Consider the following 19984-nt stretch of genomic DNA (forward strand, 5'->3'; position numbering starts at 1 on the left):
TTTATTCGATGCCGTTTACCTGCTCGCACAGGGCATCAGGTACGAAAATGGGCGTGAATATCCGCTTCTTGTACGCCGTATAGCGCCGCCAGCCTCGTTGGTGTCAGCAGCACGTCTGGGGATCCCTGTTCCGTCCCCGCGCCGGGATGTAACAAAACCACGTTATCCGCCACGGCTCGCGCATGCTGAGGATGGTGTGTAGACATCAGCACCGCGATACCGCTTTCTTTAAGCCGCTTGATGTGTGCCAATAATCGAATCTGATTGCCAAAATCCAGACTGGCCGCCGGTTCGTCCATCACCATCAGCGCAGGCTGTTGTACTAACGCACGGGCAATCAGTACGCGCTGCCGCTCTCCTCCGCTCAGCGTCGCGTATGAACGCTGGCTCAGCGACAAAATACCGAGCTGTGATAACACCGCTTCAGCACTCGCGATCTCACGTTTTCCGGGCGTGGAGAAGAGCGACAAACGGGGATGACATCCCATCAGCACCATATCCAGCACGCGAAAGGCAAAGGGGGAGTCATGCGCCTGAGGCACATAGGCCGCGACCTGTGCGAGCGCTTTGGCAGACCATGCGCCAATGGGTTTTTCGGCGATGTGTATCTGGCCGGAAAAGGCAGGAATCAAGCCCAACAGGGTGCGCATCAGGGTGGTTTTGCCGCTACCATTGGTGCCCAGCAAACAGGTAATCTGCCCGGATGGCAATGAAAAAGAGATGTCGCGGTTCACAACGGTGCGACCATATCCGACGCTAACCGCCTGAAGCGTAGCGAGGTTGCTGCCCGTCATGCTCGTTCCCCCCTCAACAGTAGGAGCAGGAAGAAGGGCGCCCCGATGGACGATGTCAGAATGCCTAGCGGCAGTTCAATCGCAGCCAGCGTACGTGCCAGCGTATCAGTGAGTAACAGCAGCAGCGCCCCAACGGCAATAGAAACAGGCAATAGCCGATTGAAATTGTCTCCGACGATCAAACGGCAGATGTGCGGCACCACCAGCCCTATCCACCCGATGATTCCCGCAATTGACACCGCGCTGGCGGTAATTAACGTCGCCGCAAAAATGAATAACAGCCGCGTATAAAGGATATTCACTCCCAGCGTGCGGGCTTCTTCATCCGGCAGGCTCAACAGATTCATGCGCCAGCGCAGTAAAATAAGCGGGGCTAAACCAATCACAATCAGTATCGCGGCAACGTTTAAGTCCTGAATGGTGATGGCGGAGAGCCCACCCAATAGCCAGAAAGTAATAGACGGTAGCTGAGTATAGGGATCGGCCAGGATCTTGATCAGTGCGATCGCCGCGCCGCCTAATGCGCCGATCGCCATACCCACCAGCACCAGTGCCAATACGGGATCGTGTCGTTTCGCCATACGGGCAATCAGGCAGACCAGCGTCACCGCCCCTAGCCCACCGACAAACGCCAGAAGCTGAATAAACAGCATCGGCAATCCGAGGAAAATCCCGAGTGTTGCCCCTACGCCAGCACCGGCAGAGACGCCAAGAATATCGGGGGAAACCAGAGGATTACGGAACATGCCCTGATAAGCTGCGCCAGCGGCAGCCAGCCCGGCACCAATCAGCGTCGCCGCCAGCATGCGCGGCACGCGAATGTTCCAGAATACCGTCGCTTTACGTGGCTCGATCGACGCCGTTCCCTGCGGAGCAGCGATAATTTGCAGGATTTCATGCACAGAGAGGGAATAGTGCCCCACCGCTAACGCAAGCAGCGCGCTGCCGATCAGTAAAACCCCCAGAACTAGAGTAATGGTATTGCTTTTCATACCACTCTCAGCAGTTGCTCAAGCTGCGCATCATTCAGATCGGTATGGTAAAACAGGCGGAAAAACGTTCGGGTATCACTTTTGAGCTGCTGAGCAGCGGCAGGGTCAAAATGGCTTTGTAAGCGGCACAGCCCCAACAGACGGTTCAGACCGGGCGGTGCATCCAGCCAGCCGAACGGCAAGCCGGACATCAGGATCACGCGCTGCTGTGCAACCGCCTGCACACCTTGCCATTGCTCCGAGTGCATAATGTGCTGATAGCTCTGCACATCCTGCGTGATGACAAGCTCCGGATTCCACCGCAGAATGTGCTCCATCGAAACCTGAGTCAGCGTTTTTAATTCCCCTGCGGTCGCGACGTTCTCAAAACCCAGCAGTTCCACCGCTTCGGTATGGAGAGACCCACGCAGGCCGGTTTCCAACCCCATCGCTCCGCGAGCGAAATAGAAGCGCGGCTTCTCGGTTTGTGCACTGGTACGGTAAGCATTTGCACGCTGCAAAATAGCATCAGCAAACTGCGCCTGCTGCTCCGCTCTCGCGGTGACATTCAGTAACTGCCCCACCTGCCGAAGCTGTGAAGGCGTATCCAGCAAACCGCCATCCACCAGCACGTAAGGCACACCGGTCTGCTGTGACGTCCTCTGCGCCAACGAGCGATACGTTTCATCGGCGCTTCCACAGTCAATGATGATATCTGGATTCAGCGTCAGCAGTTTTTCCAGCGATAACGTACTGGCTCGGCCCGACAAGCGTCCCAAACGTGGCAATCGACGTACAGTTTCAGAAAACAGCGCCCCCGATTCGCCCGACAAATCAAACGATGAAAAACCAAGCAGCTTTTCTGGTGCCAAGGCTAACAGCAGCAGATCCGCAGGCGGCCCCGCGCTGATGACACGCTGAATATCAGAAGGGTTGGGAATCTGACCAAACCGTCCGGCAATGCGGTCAAACACATGTGCAAAGGACGCAGGCAAAAGAGGTAAAGCAGACAGTGCCGCCAGATACGACAAAAAAGTACGCCTGTTAATTCCCATGATGATCCCAGAGTTAAATAATATCCGCTCTAAATAATTCAAATTTCAGGCAGGCGGCAAGCGAAGGCATCTCGATGAGCTTACTCAGGTAAGTGATTCGGGTGACTAAACGCAGCCAACGTACATGCAATTTGAAGTATGACGAGCATCGTTATATATATTTTTATATATCGATATTATCCACACACAAAATTCAGGGTCAATCATCCAGATCACATTTCCGGCGATAGTTGATGTGGGTCATTTGAGCAGCAAAATAAGAGACGTTTATGCGGGATACGTCGAAGGGAGAAATTCTTTGCGGTAAAAAATAAGCCGATAAACCCGTATATATCCATCGTTTATCGGCAGAGATCGGTATGCTTCGCTAAAGAAACCGGCAATTATTTCCGGGTAGCCAGAATAATACTGGATGCTTTAACCAGAGCGATTAATTCGCTGCCCACATCAATGTTCATCTCTTCCAGACTCTCATTGGTCACGGTTGAGGTCAGCGTCAACCCACCCGCAGTCACCAGTTGCACCGTCGAGTTGACGGCACCTTTCGTAACAGAACTCACCTTACCGTGAAACTGATTGCGGGCAGAAAAATTCAAACCACATTCGGCGGATGCCAGAATGACCCAAGGGGCTTTCACCAACGCAATGGCCAGCTTGCCAACGGAAAGGTCCATAGACTGACAGCTGGCTCGTGTAATCACCGTCGTTAACTTATCCCCACTTTCCAGGGTCAATGCGACTTCATTGTTTACCGCACCCTCAACAATGGAAGACACAACACCCGAAAGCTGATTTCTTGCTGAAACTGACATAACGACTCCTTTGGTTCATCTTTAACATAATAGTAACGACTAAATAATCCAGGCAGCAGGAAGTCACGACACGATAATTACCTGATGCACAACAGCGCCAATATCGTTGGCGCTATTATTATTTTCCTTTCGTATCGCAACTATTCCACGCTGGAATAACAGACGATAAATAATAGCCCTATAGTAAACGTTCTCCTGAGAAAATTATGCGATGTGACGTCCATCATTCGCCAATTACCTCAAGATCAATAAGCCAAGATACTCATTTAGTATTATTTTGTGGTGAGATAGATTTTATTTCCGCCTTGCTCTGTTGCTCACCAGACCGAAATAGAGCGGCAAAGTGACACACTAACCCCCTCTTTTTATTCCCCAATGGTAAAGCCGTTTTTTCACCAAACGATGAGTACCCCGTAGCGGGCTTTTACGCCAATGACGTAATTCTTACTAGTCAATTGGCCCACATGCCGTAAAATTCCCGCTTTCGTCATCACGACGTTCATAACAATACCCATTCTCCCATTCACGGTGGAGCAGAACATGGATACACGCTTTCCTCAGGCGCACAAAGAGGCCCGCTGGGCGTTTGGCCTGACGCTGGTTTATTTAGTGGCCTGGGTGCTTGCCGCCTATTTGCCAGACAACACACAAGGGATCACCGGTCTTCCACACTGGTTTGAGATGGCTTGCCTGCTGCTGCCGCTCGTGTTTACGCTGCTGTGCTGGCTGATGGTTCGCGTCATTTTCCGCGATATCTCACTGGAGAGTGACGATGCAAATTGAAATTTTATTGCCGCTGATTGGCTATCTGCTGCTGGTTTTCGGGCTGTCGGTCTATGCGTACCGTCGCCGTCAGGCGGGCAACTTTCTTAACGAGTATTTCCTTGGCGGCCGCTCGATGGGCGGGTTTGTGCTAGCAATGACGCTGATCGGCACTTACGTCAGCGCCAGCTCCTTTATCGGCGGGCCGGGTGCCGCGTATAAATACGGTCTGGGCTGGGTGCTGCTGTCGATGATCCAACTTCCCACCATGCTGCTGTCGTTGGGCATTCTGGGGAAAAAATTCGCCATTCTGGCGCGGCGCTACAATGCTATCACGCTGAATGACATGCTATACGCCCGCTATAACAGTCCGCTGCTGGTGTGGTTTGCCAGTATCAGCCTGCTGGTCGCGTTTATCGGTGCCATGGCCGTGCAGTTCATCGGTGGCGCACGCCTGCTGGAAACCGCAGCGAACATCCCTTACGACATCGGCCTGCTGATTTTCGGCGTCACCATTGCGCTGTACACCACGTTTGGCGGCTTCCGTGCCAGCGTGCTCAATGATGCGATGCAAGGCATTGTGATGCTGATCGGCACCGTCATCCTGCTGGTCGGCGTAATCTATGCCGCTGGGGGATTACACAGCGCAGTGGATAAGCTGCAACAGATCGACCCAATGCTGGTCTCTCCGCAGGGCAGCGGCGGTATTCTATCAATGCCGTTTATGGCCTCATTCTGGGTGCTGGTCTGCTTCGGCGTTATCGGCCTGCCGAACACCGCCGTTCGCTGCATCTCTTATCGCGACAGCAAAGCGCTGCACCGCGGGATTATCATCGGCACGATCGTCATCGGCATCCTGATGCTTGGCATGCATCTGGCTGGCGCACTGGGCCGCGCCGTGATGCCAAATCTGACGATTCCCGATCAGGTGTTACCGGCGCTGATGGTAACCGTACTACCGCCGCTGGCCGCCGGGATCTTTCTCGCTGCGCCAATGGCCGCTATCATGTCCAACATTAATGCGCATCTGCTTCAGGCGTCTGCCACGATCATCAAGGATCTCTATCTCAGCGTACGCCCGCAGCAGATCCATAACGAACGCCGCATCAAGATCCTGTCCAGCATGACTACGCTACTGTTGGGTCTACTGGTGCTGCTGGCCTCCTTACGGCCACCAGATATGATCATCTGGCTGAACCTGCTGGCGTTTGGCGGACTGGAAGCGGTGTTCCTGTGGCCGCTGGTGCTGGGTCTGTATTGGGAACGCGCGAATGCCGTAGGCGCGCTTAGCGCCATGTTCAGCGGGGCGATTTGCTATACCTTACTGGCTAGCTTCAATCTTCAACTGGCCGGATATCACCCGATTGTGCCATCGCTGTTACTCAGCCTGATGGCGTTTATTATTGGCAACCGCTTTGGTCATAACCCGCCCGCGCCGGTTGCCGCTTCACCTTCACTTTAAATGTAATAGAGACTGCTATGCCGTGGATTCAACTGAAAATAAACACCTCAGGAAATGTTGCAGAACAACTGGGTGACGCCATGATAGAAAGCGGTGCGGTATCCGTTACGTTTCAGGATACGCACGATACCCCGGTGTTCGAACCGCTGCCGGGCGAGACCCGCCTGTGGGGTGATACCGACGCGATTGCCCTGTACGATGCTGAAACCGACATGAATGACGTTATCGCCATGCTGGAGCAAGAACCGCTGCTGGGCGTCGGTTTTAAACACAAAATCGAACAGTTGGAAGACAAAGACTGGGAACGCGAATGGATGGATAATTTCCACCCGATGCAGTTCGGCAAACGTCTGTGGATTTGCCCAAGCTGGCGTGACATTCCTGACCCGACCGCCGTCAACGTCATGCTCGATCCCGGTCTGGCATTTGGCACCGGTACCCATCCAACGACCGCGCTGTGCCTGCAATGGCTCGACGGGCTGGATCTGGAAGGGAAAACCATCATCGATTTCGGCTGCGGTTCCGGCATTCTGGCGATTGCCGCCCTGAAACTGGGTGCTGCACGCGCTATCGGGATTGATATCGATCCGCAGGCCATTCAGGCCAGCCGAGACAACGCACAGCGCAACGGCGTTTCCGAGCGTCTTGAGCTTTATCTGCCGAAAGACCAGCCTGCCGACCTGTCTGCCGATGTCGTCGTCGCCAACATCCTGGCTGGCCCGCTGCGCGAACTGGCACCGCTGATTAGCGATTTACCAAAAGCAGGCGGTCACCTTGGCCTGTCTGGCGTGCTGGCAACGCAGGCCGACGGCGTCGCAGAAGCGTACGCAGACAAGTTCACGCTCGATCCGGTGGCTGAACGCGAAGAGTGGTGCCGCATTACGGGTCAACGCCGCGCATCGTAATAACATTATCCCGCGAGTCCCGCCCACCGTACGTACAACGGTGGGCACACTTCTTCCTGCTATATCACACGATTGATCCCCATAAACTGGCGTATTATTCAGCTCGGCAAGCGACTGGACGTCACCTGCGCCCGGCGCTCAACGATGCCATATCATTATTTTCAAGGGATGAAAAATGAAAGGTAAACTCTCTGTCGTATTGATGTTATCCGCCAGCTTTTCCGCCTTGGCGGCCGATCCGGTTCACTGGGGCTACGAAGGCAATGGCGATCCGGCGCATTGGGGAAAGCTGTCCCCAGACTTCTCGCTGTGTGAAACCGGTAAAAACCAATCTCCCATTAATATCCGGCAAGCGCTGGACGCCCAGCACGACCCTTTACAGCTAGCCTTCTTGCCAGGGACACAGCAAATCATCAACAATGGACATACCGTTCAGGTTAACGTCGGTCCGGGGAATACGCTGGTATTGGATAACGAGACATTCACCTTGCAGCAGTTTCACTTTCACGCGCCGAGCGAGAATGAAATTGACGGTAAGCAGTTTCCGCTGGAAGGTCATTTTGTCTATAAAGACGCGGCTGACGCGCTGACCGTTATCGCGCTGATGTTTCAAGAAGGAGCAGCCAATCCACAGTTAGCCACTGCATGGCAGCAGATTCCAGCTCAGGTTAACCAGGCGGAGGACGTGCGCACGCCAATCGCGATTCAGAGCCTGTTACCGACGTCATTAAACTACTATCGGTTTAGTGGGTCGCTCACCACGCCGCCATGCTCAGAGGGCATTCGCTGGCTGGTGCTGGATCACCCTGTCACCGCCTCTATTGAACAAATCAACCAGTTCCGTGCGGTCATGCATCACGCCAATAATCGCCCTATACAGCCACTTAATGGCCGCGTCATCATCCATTAAGCCACTCTACGAGGCTGGTCAGACCGTCTGTCGGCCAGCCTCTGATGAATCAGCGCCCTTTTTTGCCGCATTAACCAACGCATTTCACTGATAAGGCATTGATAGCCTGCTGTATCTCCACTAAAAATGACCGCGCTTGCAGATAAAATTCTGTAAGCAGATGAATATTTTACCGAACAAAAAACCAGCATAAAAACATAACACACTGTTAAATATGAATAATATTTTCATATGCCTCTACGAACTGCATTTTCATTGATCGATAGCCGTAAATTGGTCAAAGTTTGGCCTTTCATCTGACGTAAAAAATGCGTAATATACGCGCCCTTGCAGGCACAGTATGGTCAATTTTTGTCTATGCACATTGGACAATTTCAGCTTACCAATCGTTTGATAGCAGCCCCAATGGCTGGTATTAGCGATCGCCCATTTAGAGCACTCTGTCACGCGATGGGCGCTGGAATGACCGTGTCTGAAATGCTTTCTTCCAATCCGGAAGTGTGGCGTTCGGACAAGTCGCGTTTGCGAATGGTTCATAGCGATGAACCGGGTATCAGAGCCGTGCAGATTGCCGGTTGTGACCCCGATGAGATGGCGGCGGCAGCGCGAATCAACGCTGATTCCGGCGCGCAGATCATTGACATCAATATGGGCTGCCCGGCGAAGAAGGTGAACCGCAAGATGGCAGGATCTGCGTTATTGCAGTATCCGGATTTGGTCAAACAGATCCTCTCTTCGGTGGTGAAAGCGGTAGACGTACCGGTGACACTGAAGATCCGTACCGGTTGGGCACCAGAGCACCGCAACTGTGTAGAAATTGCCAAACTGGCTGAAGACTGTGGCATTCAGGCGTTAACTATTCACGGACGCACCCGTGCGTGCCTGTTCAATGGTTCCGCGGAATACGACAGCATTCGGGCAGTTAAGCAGGCCGTTTCCATTCCTATTATTGCGAATGGCGACATTACAGACCCGCATAAAGCCAGAGCGGTTCTTGACTACACCGGGGCTGACGCCCTGATGATAGGACGAGCCGCTCAGGGAAGACCCTGGATCTTTCGGGAAATCCAGCATTATCTGGACACAGGGGAGTTGCTGGCACCACTGCCGTTGGCAGAGGTCAAGCGCTTGTTGATCGAGCATATACGGGAATTGCACGACTTTTATGGTCCAGGCAAGGGATTTCGTATCGCTCGTAAGCACGTATCCTGGTATCTCCAGGAGCATGCCCCAAACGACCAGTTTAGGCGCACATTCAACGCCATTGAGGATGCCAGCGAGCAGCTGGAGGCGTTGAAGGCATATTTTGAAAATCTTGCGTAAACAGAAAAAGAGCTGACAGAACTATGTTCGAACAACGCGTGAATTCTGACGTACTGACCGTTTCCACTGTAAACTCTCAGGCTCAGGTAACCCAAAAACCCCTGCGCGACTCGGTTAAACAGGCACTGAAGAACTATTTTGCTCAATTGAACGGTCAGGATGTAAGTGACCTTTATGAGCTGGTACTGGCTGAAGTTGAACAGCCACTGTTGGACATGGTGATGCAATACACCCGCGGTAACCAAACCCGCGCTGCCCTGATGATGGGCATCAACCGCGGTACTCTGCGTAAGAAATTGAAAAAATACGGCATGAACTGATACTAATCAGTTAAGCATTTGAAAAAAGGCGCTTTACCTCTTGGGTTAAGCGCCTTTTTCTTTGCCTTCTATTTAGGCAGCAACGGCCCTAGCGTGGACAGCTTGAGCATGGTGTCCACGACGTTATTAATGACTCATCCCTTCTGCTTTATCGGTTTCCGACGCATGAAAGAGTCGGTGCAGGTTATCCAACCGTTCCGCTAACACGAACGTTAAAATCTCTTTTGATTCTGGGTTGTCCAATTCGACAATGGCGTAAGCCAACGCACGACACTGATCGAGCGCTTCTTCGGGTTCTAACGGCGTGTTATCAAACATGACGCACCTCCTGAACAGGCAGGCAACCAGCGAAGACCATGACATGACCATCAGGGGAATATTCTCGCGCCTGACGTTCAGTGGCAGCGATAATATGCACGACACGTTGGGAAGATGTTCCCAAAGCAAGAAAGCGATACTGAAATTCGGGGCGAGTTTGGGTAAACTGGATGTCAGCCATAGTGTTAGCTCCTATAACATTGTGGTTAGAGGCCCGGTTAGTGCTCCAACACTGCCGGGCTTCGCATTTCATAGGTGAATCGCACCTATGCAGCTAACATTACGCTCAAGTGAATCGCACCTCAAGGTATTTTTTAGAATTATTTTTACGTATACTGAATCGCACTTAGCGCATGGAGATCCAGCAATGGCAACGGGTTCAATTAACAACAAGTCACAGCAGTTGAATGCAAGATTCCCGCACGACGTTGTTGCTGAAATGGAAAGTAGCCTTGAAGCAGGCGAGACAAAGGCACAATTCATCATCACCGCAGTAAAAAGCGAGATCAAACGCCGCCAGCGCAAGCAGACCAAAGAAGAATCTAAAGACTGAGTGGTGTTGTGGGTAGGGTAGGTTATATAGGTTATTGCTTAGTCTGACAGGCAGATCAGTGCCGGAAACGGTCATTATTGCTTCGAGACTAATATGCCAAAAACCGAACTACAGCCTCTCTAAAATTACTCTCTGGAACCCTTTACACGAGGGACTGACTTTCTCGACTTTTATCACTGCGAATGTCAAAGTTGCTATTGCTGGTGGCCTTTTAACCTTAACTGCATCCTATTTTATAAAAACACTGTTGATACATTATTTAACTCAGCATTTTCATTATTCATAGGAGGTGGCGTGCTTATGCTCTCTCTCCGATGATTTTTCTTAAAGGCCGCCAGGTTGGATAGCTTTGATCTTTTTAATTCTTTCCTGAGTTGCTAATACTACATCTCTACTTATTGAAGAATAGGGCGAATTTTTATCTTTTTTAGATTTACCCATATAAACATTTTTATCGATAACTTTTAATGCTGATGTTAACTGATTGATGAGTAAATCTATTTCTTTGTGCCTAATAATGTTCGAGGTCACACCATAGTCAAGCTCTTGTTTATACGATTCGCTAATTCTTTCAACCAATAACAATGCGTTAGAAACAGCATCATGGAGCATCTCTTCTCTTTTGTTTTGAAAATCAATAACATAACCAGCAATCTCAAGTTCATCCTCACTAAAAAAACCGGATATTTCATCTTTAATATTGTTCAGTGAGCGACTATCTGAAACACTATTTATTTTTTTTATTGTATTGATAATTTTTAAACTCCGGTTTCGCCAAATTTCAACTTCCTCTTGAACTCTGGCCTCTTGTTCACCCAGCTCTTTTATTGAAGTCTCAAGGTTATACTTTTTCTTTTCCAGTTGCTGGAGGTTTTCTTCAATAGATTCCGTATTAAACACTTCTCTTTTTTGTTTTTCTTGCTCTTGAATAACCTTAGTGTGCTCTTTCTCTTCTGCAAGTTCTTGGGCTTTATTAGCAGCAACCTTCTTTCCTACAATAGCAATATCATCATCATATTTGTCTATGATTTTTTGTTTTAGTTCCTCACGTTGTTTTCTGTCGGCATGTTTATGAGCTGCTGAAAGCCATTGTTTTAAATAAGGAGAGATAATCGCTAACGAGGCCCCTAAGATTATGGGTGCTATAAGGAAGTGAAAATAAAACCAGTTTTGAGATATTATGTCAGTTATTCTTTCTTCTACTGTTTTCTGACTCATAAACAGCTTTGCTATATTCTGCCAATTAAAACCAGCCCATGAAAGTAATATATATCCCCATAAAGGGCTGGATAACCTCTCTTTGATAGCCAGAGTTACAGACTCCTTCAAACCGTCTTCCATCCTGCCCTCTTTATTTACTATGTGTTTGATATGACGAGTTCTCCACTAATTAGCATACCTTAATTTCAGTCATACTTTCATCGTGGCCTGATACTTATGAAAATTTGATGGCTGGTAAACCAGCTCCTCGCACTCACCCAACCATCAAATTTAGCGCCCCTTACTAAAAAAATACAGTCAGACTGAGCATCAACCAACCCACAATCAAAACACCTCAATCAGCTCAAACTCTTCAAACACCAGCAGCATATCCGGGGCGAAGGTGCCTTCTCGTTCGAAAAACGTCTGATGGCCTTCGCGCCAGAAAGCCAGGCTTTTATCCCCTTCGCCCTCTTTCGCCGCCATCTCCGCGGTAACGTCGCAGTAGCGCACCAGCGTTAACGAGCGCGTGCGAATGACGCAGGAGGGCTGTCCGGCACCGTCCAGAACGATGTTGTAATCGCCGACCTGTGGCGTTTCCTCGTTTTTAAACGCGTGATACGAGCTACAGGTTGCCGTTTTATGCCCTTCCCGCACCAGTTGCAGCAATTCATCCGCCAGCGCGGGGCTGTCGCCAAATGACCAGCGCAGCGCGTCTGGGTATTGCTCTAATCCTTGCTTACTCATCATCTTCCTCTGTTTATATGGCTATGATTGCTTTGTGTTCTCACGCCATGATAGCCGTAAAGCGGCCATCAGGTAATATCCACTTCTACCCAGAGCGCGGCATGGTCGGACGCCGCCGTGTCCCATGATGTCACTTCCGGTAGCGGCGTAACGGGTTCCGCGCCCTCTTTGGCGGCAATTTTGTCGATATTATAAATACCCCGACGCTCGACGCCCCACTCCACCACCGCCTGATGCAGCGGCGCAGACAAGAAAATGTAGTCCAGTTGGTTTAACCGAGCCCCTTTCTTTCCGCCAGCGAAATAGTAGGTGTAGCGCTCTTTTTCCGGGCGTTCAGGGTCGATAACTGGGTGTAAATCCGACAAAGAAAACAGCGGAGCCAAACTGTGCCAGGGGTTTGACGAATCTTCATTCAAATCGCCGAGAATGACCACGTAGTCCTTCTTGAGATCGTAAGTCTGTTGCACAATCTCCGCGACGCGTTCGGCCTGATCGCGACGCTTCTCTGCCCCACGCTGCCGCTCTTCTTCCGTTTGACCGCTCTGGCTTTTGAAATGGTTACACAGAATATAAATCGGCTGTTTAAGACCGGCATCCAGCGTCACTTCGAGGCAGTCACGACTAAATACGGGATCGAAACGCTTTCCGGCATCAAAAATATGCGTGCGGAGCTGGGCAATCCGATAGCGCGTCAGGCAGGCGACATCAATACCGCGCGGATCGTTCGGGCTGTCGATCATCACGAACTGGCTGAATTTATCGTCCCCCAGCACCTGATTGTTGAAATCACGCAGGACATCCATATTTTCGACTTCAACGGCGCACAGAATGTCGGCGTTAAGCAGAGTAATAATCTTGCCCGTATTCTTACGCTGCTGACTGCTGAACTCCTGCGCCTTAAACACGATTTCGCCGATCCAATCTCCGCGTCCCCGGCAGCTTTTATTAATTCGGAATCCGGTGCCGGCGTCCTCTTTTTTCCATCGCCCCAACGTACCTGCGTCAGTACGGATATCAATATAAGGGCGCAGTGCGATAGAAAGGCGGAACACCTGATCTTTCAGGGCATCATCGTATTGGGGCTGTTCAAGAAGATGCTGAAGCTGCCTGACCTGCTGCAACAAGGCGTCGATCTGCTTGGAATCGGGGAGGTTGAGAATCGCGGTACGGTGGAACAGGTTCTCGACGTTATAGCTGGCGATGCGGATCTTCATTGTTGTCTCCTGCTAAGTAGTGGCAAAAGCAATGATGTCCTTTTGAGAATAGAAGCATATTGTGACAGTTGGGCAGCATTCCCAGCAGCGATAGACTTTTTCTATCGTTCTTTAACTCAACATGGTTAAAACGAGTTAGACGCACTATATTCACTACAAAAGTCAGACTCGCGACAACAGTACGCACGCCATGGGTACTATATTCACTTCTGATATAAATAATCACACAACGTGATTTATAAACAGATGTTTTGTCGCGTAGATTCGTTATTAACAAAAGTTATAAGCACATCGCTGCACACCACTCACAGGAATTCATAATGAAAAAAATACGTTTTGCTTTACTGACCAGCGCCCTGCTTGCTACCAGCGTATTCGCTCATGCCGATGACCTTAGCGACATCAAGTCCGCAGGCGTTCTCAAGATCGGCACAGAAGGCACCTACGCGCCTTACACCTATCATGATAAATCAGGCCAGTTGGTTGGTTTCGATGTGGATATTGGCCGTGCGGTGGCAGAAAAACTCGGCGTGAAAGCCCAATTCATTGAAGGGCGTTGGGACGGGTTAATCGCCGGTATTGATGCCAAGCGCTACGATGCCGTCATCAATCAGGTTGGCGTAACCAAAGAGCGTCAGGCCAAGTATGATTTCTCCAAGCCGTATATCGACTCCAAAGCCGTGCTGGTTGTCCGTGGTGATAACACCGCCATCAAGGATTTCAGCGATCTGAAAGGCAAAAAATCAGCCCAAAGCCTGACCAGTAATTACTCTAAACAAGCCACCAGCTACGGTGCAGACATTGTGCCAACGGACGGTTTTAACCAGTCGCTGGACTTGGTTCTCAGCGGTCGTGCTGACGCGACGTTAAACGATAATCTGTCATTCCTGGATTTCAAAAAGCAGAAACCGGATGCCAACGTGAAGATTGCCGCGACCTCAAAAGACGGCGAACCTTCCGCGATTCTGGTGCGCAAAAACCAGGCACCACTGGTGGAAGCATTGAATAAAGCTCTGGATGAAATCAAAGCGGACGGCACCTATAAAACGATATCTGTGCGATACTTCGGGGAGGATGTTTCTCAATAATCGCACTGTTATCAGAGCGCGCTGTCATCATTATGATAGTGATCAGCACGTTCTGTGATTAGCGCATACCGTTATCGGAGCTCGTTTTCATGCCGCCTTGGCTACAACTCATGGCAGACTCCTTTTGGAGTCTGCTTTCTGCGGGACTTAAATTCACTGTCCCTCTGGCGATTCTGTCTTTCATCTTTGGCTTAGCCCTCGGCATTCTCATCGCGCTGGTTCGCCTTTATGGCCCCAAGCCGCTGAAATGGCTGGGTGATTTCTACGTTTGGGTTATTCGTGGCACACCGTTACTGGTGCAGCTTTTCCTGATTTTTTATGGGCTGCCCAGCGCGGGTATTACTCTGGATGCCTTCCCCGCTGCGCTCATTGGTTTCACCATCAGCGTGGGTGCCTATAGCTCAGAGATCGTCCGTGGGGCCATTTTGTCTGTCCCGAAAGGCCAATGGAATGCGGCCTATTCTCTCGGCATGAATGGCAGGCAGGCTATTCGTTGGGTCATCTTCCCACAATCCGTTTTTGTTTCACTTCCGCCGCTTTCCAATACGTTTATTTCCTTAATCAAGGATACGTCGCTGGCCGCTGTCATTACCGTGCCGGAGATGTTCTTATCCGCTCAGCGCATCGTTTCCGTGACTTATGAACCCTTGATTCTGTATGTCGAGGCTGCGCTGATTTACCTGATGTTCAGCACCGTGCTGAGCCAGCTACAGGTTAAGCTCGAAAAGTATTATCAGCGCCACATCACACACTAACATTCCCGCCATCAACCCACGCCACCGCTGGGCTGATGGCACTCCCCCCCACTTAACACTCAGCCTTGCTCACTGTTCTCCACCCCTGATAAACGCGCAGAGTGGCTGAAGGCATCTCGCGCTCTCCATTTTGACGCACCAAAAAAGAGCACATTGCCCGCTTTGCATTTATCACGGTGCGCTCATACCTATTTAGAATTACCCACTTAGATCAACAACCCTTCATTTTCGTCTTGGTTATCAATCGAATAGAGAATTGGCATTTTATTTGCTTCGCTCTGCTCACGTCGGCATCCCGACAGACAGGTAGGGTGCACCTTTATTGTGTACTTCAAAAACAGCAAATAACTCTAGACGCTAGGATGATTATGAAAAGAATAGTGATTTCTACTCTGGTTGCTGGCGCGTCACTCTTTGCCGCAATCAATCAGGCCCATGCTGGTGCAACGCTGGACGCCATTCAGAAGAAAGGATTTGTGCAATGCGGCATCAGCGATGGCTTGCCCGGTTTTTCCTATGCAGACGCCAGCGGCAAATACTCCGGCATTGATGTTGACGTGTGCCGCGGCATTGCCGCCGCCGTATTCGGCGATGCCAATAAAGTTAAATATACGCCGCTGACGGCAAAAGAGCGCTTCACTGCGCTGCAATCCGGCGAAGTTGACGTGCTGTCACGCAACACGACCTGGACCTCCTCCCGTGACGGCGGCATGGGCATGCTCTTTACCGGCGTCACCTACTACGACGGCATTGGCTTCCTGACGCACAACAAAGCAGGCTTAACCAGCGCCAAAGAGCTGGACGGCGCAACCGTTTGTATTCAGGCGGGTACAGATACTGAACTGAACGTCGCTGACTACTTCAAAACCCATAAGATGCAGTACACGCCTGTCACGTTCGACCGCTCTGATGAAAGTGCCAAAGCGCTGGAATCTGGCCGCTGCGATACGTTGGCATCAGACCAGTCACAGCTGTACGCACTGCGTATCAAGCTGAGCAAACCTGCCGAATTTATCGTCCTGCCAGAAGTCATCTCTAAAGAGCCGCTGGGCCCGGTGGTACGTCGTGGTGATGAAGAGTGGTTCTCGATCGTGCGCTGGACGCTGTTCGCGATGCTGAATGCCGAAGAGATGGGTGTGACCTCCAAAAACGTCGACCAGCTGGCAGCAAAACCCACCACGCCAGATATGTCCCACCTGCTGGGTCACGAAGGCAGCTACGGTAAAGATCTCAAATTACCGAACGACTGGGCATTCAAAATCATCAAACAGGTCGGCAACTACGGCGAAATCTTCGAGCGTAATGTCGGTATGGGCAGCGAGTTGAAAATTAAGCGCGGCCTGAACGAACTGTGGAACAAAGGCGGGATCCAGTACGCGCCAGCGGTACGTTAATTATCAGAAAAAACCGGGCGCAGTGTATTGCTGCGCCCCTCAGTACCCCGTATCGAGGTTCCAGCATGCTACAACGCCCAACCGTAAAAGGTGATTTATCACTGACTAATCCAGCGGTGCGCGCCTGGCTGTATCAAATTGTCGTTGTTATCGCGGTATTGGCTGTCGCAGCCTACCTGTTGCATAACACCGTGACCAATCTGGCACAGAGGGGCATCACCTCTGGCTTCGATTTCCTGAATAAAAGCGCTGGCTTTGGCATCGTCCAACACCTGATTGACTATCAACAAGGCGACACCTACGCCCGCGTTTTTCTTGTTGGGCTATTCAACACGTTACTGGTTTCGGCATTGTGTATCGTGTTTGCGTCGATTCTCGGCTTTACCGTTGGCCTTGCCCGGTTGTCCGATAACTGGCTATTACGGAAAATATCTAACGTTTATATTGAGATATTCCGTAATATCCCGCCGCTATTGCAGATCTTCTTCTGGTATTTTGCCGTACTACGAAATCTGCCGGGACCGCGTCAGTCAATCAGCGCCTTTGATGTCGCCTTTCTCAGCAATCGTGGCTTCTATCTGCCCTCTCCTGAATGGGGACCCGGTGCAGCGGCATTTTTTCTTTCTCTCATTATTACGTTGGTCGTGACATGGAGCGTTTTTCGGCGTAACCAGCGCTATCATGCGTTAACCGGTCAGCCACGCAGAACCTGGCCGCTGGCGCTAGGCCTGCTGCTTGGGCTGTGTGCACTCAGCCATCTTATTTTTGGCGCGGCCTTTCATTGGGACATGCCGGAATTAAAAGGCTTTAATTTCCGCGGCGGTATGGTGCTTATCCCTGAACTGGCGGCATTAACCGTCGCCCTGTCGGTCTACACCTCATCGTTTATCGCCGAGATCATTCGTTCAGGCATCCAATCGGTTTCTCACGGTCAACACGAGGCGGCACGCTCTCTCGGATTACCGAATCCCGTTACGCTGCGCAAAGTCATCCTCCCACAGGCGCTACGCGTCATCATTCCGCCACTGACCAGCCAATATCTGAATATTGTGAAGAACTCTTCGCTGGCTGCCGCGATTGGTTATCCCGATATGGTGTCGCTGTTCGCAGGAACGGTGCTCAATCAGACCGGCCAGGCCATTGAGACCATCGCCATTACCATGTCGGTCTACCTCATTATCAGCCTGCTGATCTCGCTGCTGATGAACCTGTATAACCGCAAGATCGCGCTAGTCGAACGCTAAGAGGACGTCATGACGATGAACCATTATACGCAAGGCCATCAGTCTTCTCTGTTCAGAGCGATGCATTGGGCACGGCGTAATCTCTTCTCCAGTATCAGCAATAGCCTGTTAACGCTGTTTTGCCTCTGGCTCTTGTGGGTTGCCATACCGCCGCTGCTCAACTGGGCGATCTTTCAGGCAAACTGGATTGGTACAACCCGCAATGACTGTACGCGTGAGGGGGCCTGCTGGGTCTTCATTCATGCCAGATTCGGTCATTTCATGTATGGGCTGTACCCGGCGGCGGAAGTCTGGCGCATCAACTTTGCGCTCGCCATCGGGTTGCTGAGTATCCTGCCGATGTTCCTGAAAAGCATTCCCTATCGTGGACGCTATATTGCGGTCTGGGCAGTGGCGTATCCGCTCATTGCCTGGTGGTTGCTTTATGGCGGTTTTGGCGGGCTCAGCCGAGTGGAAACCTATCAGTGGGGCGGATTAACGTTAACACTGATTATCGCCGCGGTGGGTATCGCCGGAGCGTTACCGCTTGGCATCTTGCTCGCATTAGGGCGACGTTCCACGCTGCCGATCGTTCGTATGCTTTCCGTTGTCTTCATCGAGTTCTGGCGCGGCATACCGCTCATCACCGTACTTTTTATGTCATCCGTGATGCTGCCACTGTTTTTAACGGAAGGCACCACGATCGACAAACTGCTGAGGGCGCTAGTCGGCGTTATTTTATTCCAGTCCGCCTATGTCGCTGAGGTCGTTCGCGGTGGCTTACAGGCGCTACCTAAAGGACAGTATGAAGCCGCTGAATCTCTGGGCTTAGGCTATTGGCGTATGCAGGGGCTGGTCATTCTCCCACAAGCACTGAAAATGGTTATCCCAGGCCTGGTGAATACCATTATTTCTCTCTTTAAAGACACGAGTCTGGTGATCATCATCGGCCTTTTCGATCTCTTCAGCAGCATCCAACAGGCAACGGTCGATCCCACCTGGCTGGGGATGTCGACAGAAGGCTATGTCTTCGCTGCCATGGTCTATTGGATTTTTTGTTTCAGCATGTCGCGCTATAGCCAACATCTGGAAAATCGTTTTAACACCGGACACAAGTCACACTGAGGCCATCCATGAATCAGACTGCATTCACTCAATCAACCGATCACATGATTACCTTAGAGAATGTGAATAAGTGGTACGGGCAATTTCATGTGCTTAAAGACATTAATTTGCAGGTCAGACAGGGGGAACGCATTGTGCTGTGCGGCCCCTCCGGCTCAGGGAAGTCAACCACCATACGCTGTATTAATCATCTCGAAGAGCATCAGCAAGGGCGAATTGTTGTTGATGGGATCGAATTAAATCATGATTTGCGCAACATCGAGAAAATTCGTACCGAAGTTGGTATGGTTTTCCAGCACTTCAATTTGTTCCCACACTTAACCGTATTGCAGAACTGCACGCTGGCACCATGCTGGGTACGCCATATGCCAAAAAAAGAAGCGGAAGAGCTGGCAATGCACTATCTGGAACGCGTGCGTATCGCCGCCCATGCCCATAAATTCCCAGGTCAGCTGTCTGGAGGCCAGCAGCAACGTGTGGCCATCGCCCGTTCACTGTGCATGAAGCCCAAGATTATGTTGTTCGACGAACCGACGTCCGCGTTGGATCCTGAAATGGTGAAAGAAGTGTTAGATACCATGTTGGGGCTGGCTCAGGACGGGATGACGATGCTCTGCGTAACGCACGAGATGGGGTTTGCAAAAACTGTCGCTGACCGAGTGATCTTTATGGATCAGGGTGAGATCGTGGAACAAGCACCGCCGGATACCTTCTTTTCCAACCCTCGCTCAGAACGTACTCAGGCATTTCTCTCACAAATTCTGCACTAATCCAGAACAATCGGCCTGCGTATCCACGCAGGCTTTCCCCGATAGCACCAGTAAATAGCTCTCACTATAGCTTCATTGAGTACGGGTGGCATCAGGTAGGCAGCTTTCACACTAAGCCATTGAATAGTCGCTGGTAATAAATGGATTTCTGCATCCTCAACAACCATCCATTCACCGTGTCTGTCATACGAACTGCTGGCAGGCAGCGGATATATACAGCCCTCACCGACAGACAACAGACAAAACAAAAAGCCCCTGTCTTCCGACAGGGGCTTTCCACTTG

General features: G+C 51.0%; 23 protein-coding genes. 13 read left to right on the forward strand and 10 right to left on the reverse strand.

Going from position 1 to position 19984, the window contains the following annotated elements:
* Positions 1-35: 35 nt before the first annotated feature.
* The 4 genes from WCT94_RS03905 to WCT94_RS03920 form a co-directional block, all read right to left on the reverse strand.
* A complete protein-coding gene (locus tag WCT94_RS03905) occupies positions 36-794 on the reverse strand; it encodes an ABC transporter ATP-binding protein (RefSeq protein ID WP_336868056.1) in 759 nt (252 codons plus the stop codon).
* Entirely contained in the window at positions 791-1786 is a 996-nt protein-coding gene (locus WCT94_RS03910) for a FecCD family ABC transporter permease (RefSeq protein WP_336868057.1), read from the reverse strand. Before WCT94_RS03910 ends, WCT94_RS03905 begins: the two co-directional genes overlap by 4 nt.
* Positions 1783-2820, reverse strand: coding sequence for an ABC transporter substrate-binding protein (locus WCT94_RS03915; RefSeq protein ID WP_336868059.1), 1038 nt, complete (start codon positions 2818-2820; stop codon positions 1783-1785). The genes WCT94_RS03910 and WCT94_RS03915 overlap by 4 nt, the downstream gene beginning before the upstream one ends.
* 383 nt (positions 2821-3203) lie before the next feature.
* Positions 3204-3632 (reverse strand): TOBE domain-containing protein, encoded by a 429-nt coding sequence (locus tag WCT94_RS03920; RefSeq protein ID WP_317178314.1) that lies wholly within the window; start codon positions 3630-3632, stop codon positions 3204-3206.
* Positions 3633-4172: 540 nt separating this feature from the next.
* On the opposite strand from WCT94_RS03920, the gene WCT94_RS03925 reads away from it, so the two are divergent.
* From WCT94_RS03925 to fis, 6 genes are all read left to right on the forward strand, one after another.
* The gene (locus WCT94_RS03925) at positions 4173-4415 is read left to right on the forward strand and encodes a YhdT family protein (RefSeq protein ID WP_010681541.1); all 243 of its coding nucleotides are present in this window, start codon (positions 4173-4175) and stop codon (positions 4413-4415) included.
* Complete coding sequence (gene panF, locus WCT94_RS03930; RefSeq protein ID WP_336868063.1) at positions 4405-5856, forward strand: sodium/pantothenate symporter; 1452 nt, start codon at positions 4405-4407, stop codon at positions 5854-5856. Before WCT94_RS03925 ends, panF begins: the two co-directional genes overlap by 11 nt.
* A 17-nt stretch (positions 5857-5873) precedes the next feature.
* Positions 5874-6761: a 50S ribosomal protein L11 methyltransferase gene (gene prmA, locus WCT94_RS03935; protein WP_012772964.1), complete on the forward strand. Its 888-nt coding sequence runs from the start codon at positions 5874-5876 to the stop codon at positions 6759-6761.
* 175 nt (positions 6762-6936) lie between these two features.
* Positions 6937-7671, forward strand: a complete 735-nt coding sequence (locus WCT94_RS03940) for a carbonic anhydrase (protein WP_336868065.1) — start codon at positions 6937-6939, stop codon at positions 7669-7671.
* Positions 7672-8028: 357 nt separating this feature from the next.
* Positions 8029-8994, forward strand: coding sequence for a tRNA dihydrouridine synthase DusB (gene dusB, locus WCT94_RS03945; protein ID WP_107170700.1), 966 nt, complete (start codon positions 8029-8031; stop codon positions 8992-8994).
* A gap of 23 nt (positions 8995-9017) precedes the next feature.
* Positions 9018-9314: a DNA-binding transcriptional regulator Fis gene (fis, locus tag WCT94_RS03950; protein WP_005975342.1), complete on the forward strand. Its 297-nt coding sequence runs from the start codon at positions 9018-9020 to the stop codon at positions 9312-9314.
* Between the two features lie 126 nt (positions 9315-9440).
* On the opposite strand, the gene WCT94_RS03955 is transcribed toward fis, so the two are convergent.
* Together WCT94_RS03955 and WCT94_RS03960 are read right to left on the reverse strand one after the other, a co-directional pair.
* The gene (locus WCT94_RS03955; RefSeq protein WP_119872092.1) at positions 9441-9632 is read right to left on the reverse strand and encodes a hypothetical protein; all 192 of its coding nucleotides are present in this window, start codon (positions 9630-9632) and stop codon (positions 9441-9443) included.
* Complete coding sequence (locus tag WCT94_RS03960; RefSeq protein WP_336868067.1) at positions 9625-9813, reverse strand: host cell division inhibitor Icd-like protein; 189 nt, start codon at positions 9811-9813, stop codon at positions 9625-9627. Before WCT94_RS03960 ends, WCT94_RS03955 begins: the two co-directional genes overlap by 8 nt.
* Positions 9814-9999: 186 nt before the next feature.
* Between WCT94_RS03960 and WCT94_RS03965 the strand changes: the two genes are divergently transcribed.
* On the forward strand, positions 10000-10185 hold the full coding sequence (locus WCT94_RS03965; RefSeq protein WP_039278976.1) for a YlcI/YnfO family protein: 186 nt from the start codon (positions 10000-10002) through the stop codon (positions 10183-10185).
* A gap of 324 nt (positions 10186-10509) precedes the next feature.
* Here the strand turns inward: WCT94_RS03965 and WCT94_RS03970 are convergent, their stop codons facing one another.
* The 3 genes from WCT94_RS03970 to WCT94_RS03980 all read right to left on the reverse strand — a co-directional run bounded on the left by WCT94_RS03970 (position 10510) and on the right by WCT94_RS03980 (position 13346).
* Positions 10510-11526, reverse strand: a complete 1017-nt coding sequence (locus tag WCT94_RS03970; RefSeq protein ID WP_336868069.1) for a hypothetical protein — start codon at positions 11524-11526, stop codon at positions 10510-10512.
* Positions 11527-11730: 204 nt separating this feature from the next.
* Positions 11731-12132, reverse strand: coding sequence for an ASCH domain-containing protein (locus tag WCT94_RS03975; protein ID WP_336868071.1), 402 nt, complete (start codon positions 12130-12132; stop codon positions 11731-11733).
* 68 nt (positions 12133-12200) lie between these two features.
* Positions 12201-13346: an endonuclease/exonuclease/phosphatase family protein gene (locus tag WCT94_RS03980; protein ID WP_336868072.1), complete on the reverse strand. Its 1146-nt coding sequence runs from the start codon at positions 13344-13346 to the stop codon at positions 12201-12203.
* A 320-nt stretch (positions 13347-13666) separates the two neighbouring features.
* On the opposite strand from WCT94_RS03980, the gene WCT94_RS03985 reads away from it, so the two are divergent.
* The 6 genes from WCT94_RS03985 to WCT94_RS04010 all read left to right on the forward strand — a co-directional run bounded on the left by WCT94_RS03985 (position 13667) and on the right by WCT94_RS04010 (position 19701).
* On the forward strand, positions 13667-14434 hold the full coding sequence (locus WCT94_RS03985) for an amino acid ABC transporter substrate-binding protein (RefSeq protein WP_336868074.1): 768 nt from the start codon (positions 13667-13669) through the stop codon (positions 14432-14434).
* A gap of 89 nt (positions 14435-14523) precedes the next feature.
* Complete coding sequence (locus tag WCT94_RS03990) at positions 14524-15189, forward strand: amino acid ABC transporter permease (RefSeq protein WP_039498201.1); 666 nt, start codon at positions 14524-14526, stop codon at positions 15187-15189.
* 368 nt (positions 15190-15557) lie between these two features.
* Complete coding sequence (locus WCT94_RS03995; protein WP_039498202.1) at positions 15558-16583, forward strand: amino acid ABC transporter substrate-binding protein; 1026 nt, start codon at positions 15558-15560, stop codon at positions 16581-16583.
* A gap of 65 nt (positions 16584-16648) precedes the next feature.
* Positions 16649-17827 (forward strand): amino acid ABC transporter permease, encoded by a 1179-nt coding sequence (locus tag WCT94_RS04000; RefSeq protein WP_039498203.1) that lies wholly within the window; start codon positions 16649-16651, stop codon positions 17825-17827.
* Between the two features lie 9 nt (positions 17828-17836).
* The gene (locus tag WCT94_RS04005) at positions 17837-18931 is read left to right on the forward strand and encodes an amino acid ABC transporter permease (RefSeq protein WP_336868076.1); all 1095 of its coding nucleotides are present in this window, start codon (positions 17837-17839) and stop codon (positions 18929-18931) included.
* A gap of 8 nt (positions 18932-18939) precedes the next feature.
* Entirely contained in the window at positions 18940-19701 is a 762-nt protein-coding gene (locus WCT94_RS04010; RefSeq protein ID WP_039498205.1) for an amino acid ABC transporter ATP-binding protein, read from the forward strand.
* Here WCT94_RS04010 and WCT94_RS04015 read toward each other — a convergent pair.
* Positions 19698-19984: hypothetical protein (locus WCT94_RS04015; RefSeq protein ID WP_336868077.1), on the reverse strand; the 287-nt coding region annotated here is incomplete at its 5' end. The genes WCT94_RS04010 and WCT94_RS04015 overlap by 4 nt on opposite strands.

Origin of the sequence: Pectobacterium sp. 1950-15 (assembly GCF_037136835.1) — a bacterium.
Lineage (GTDB): Bacteria > Pseudomonadota > Gammaproteobacteria > Enterobacterales > Enterobacteriaceae > Pectobacterium.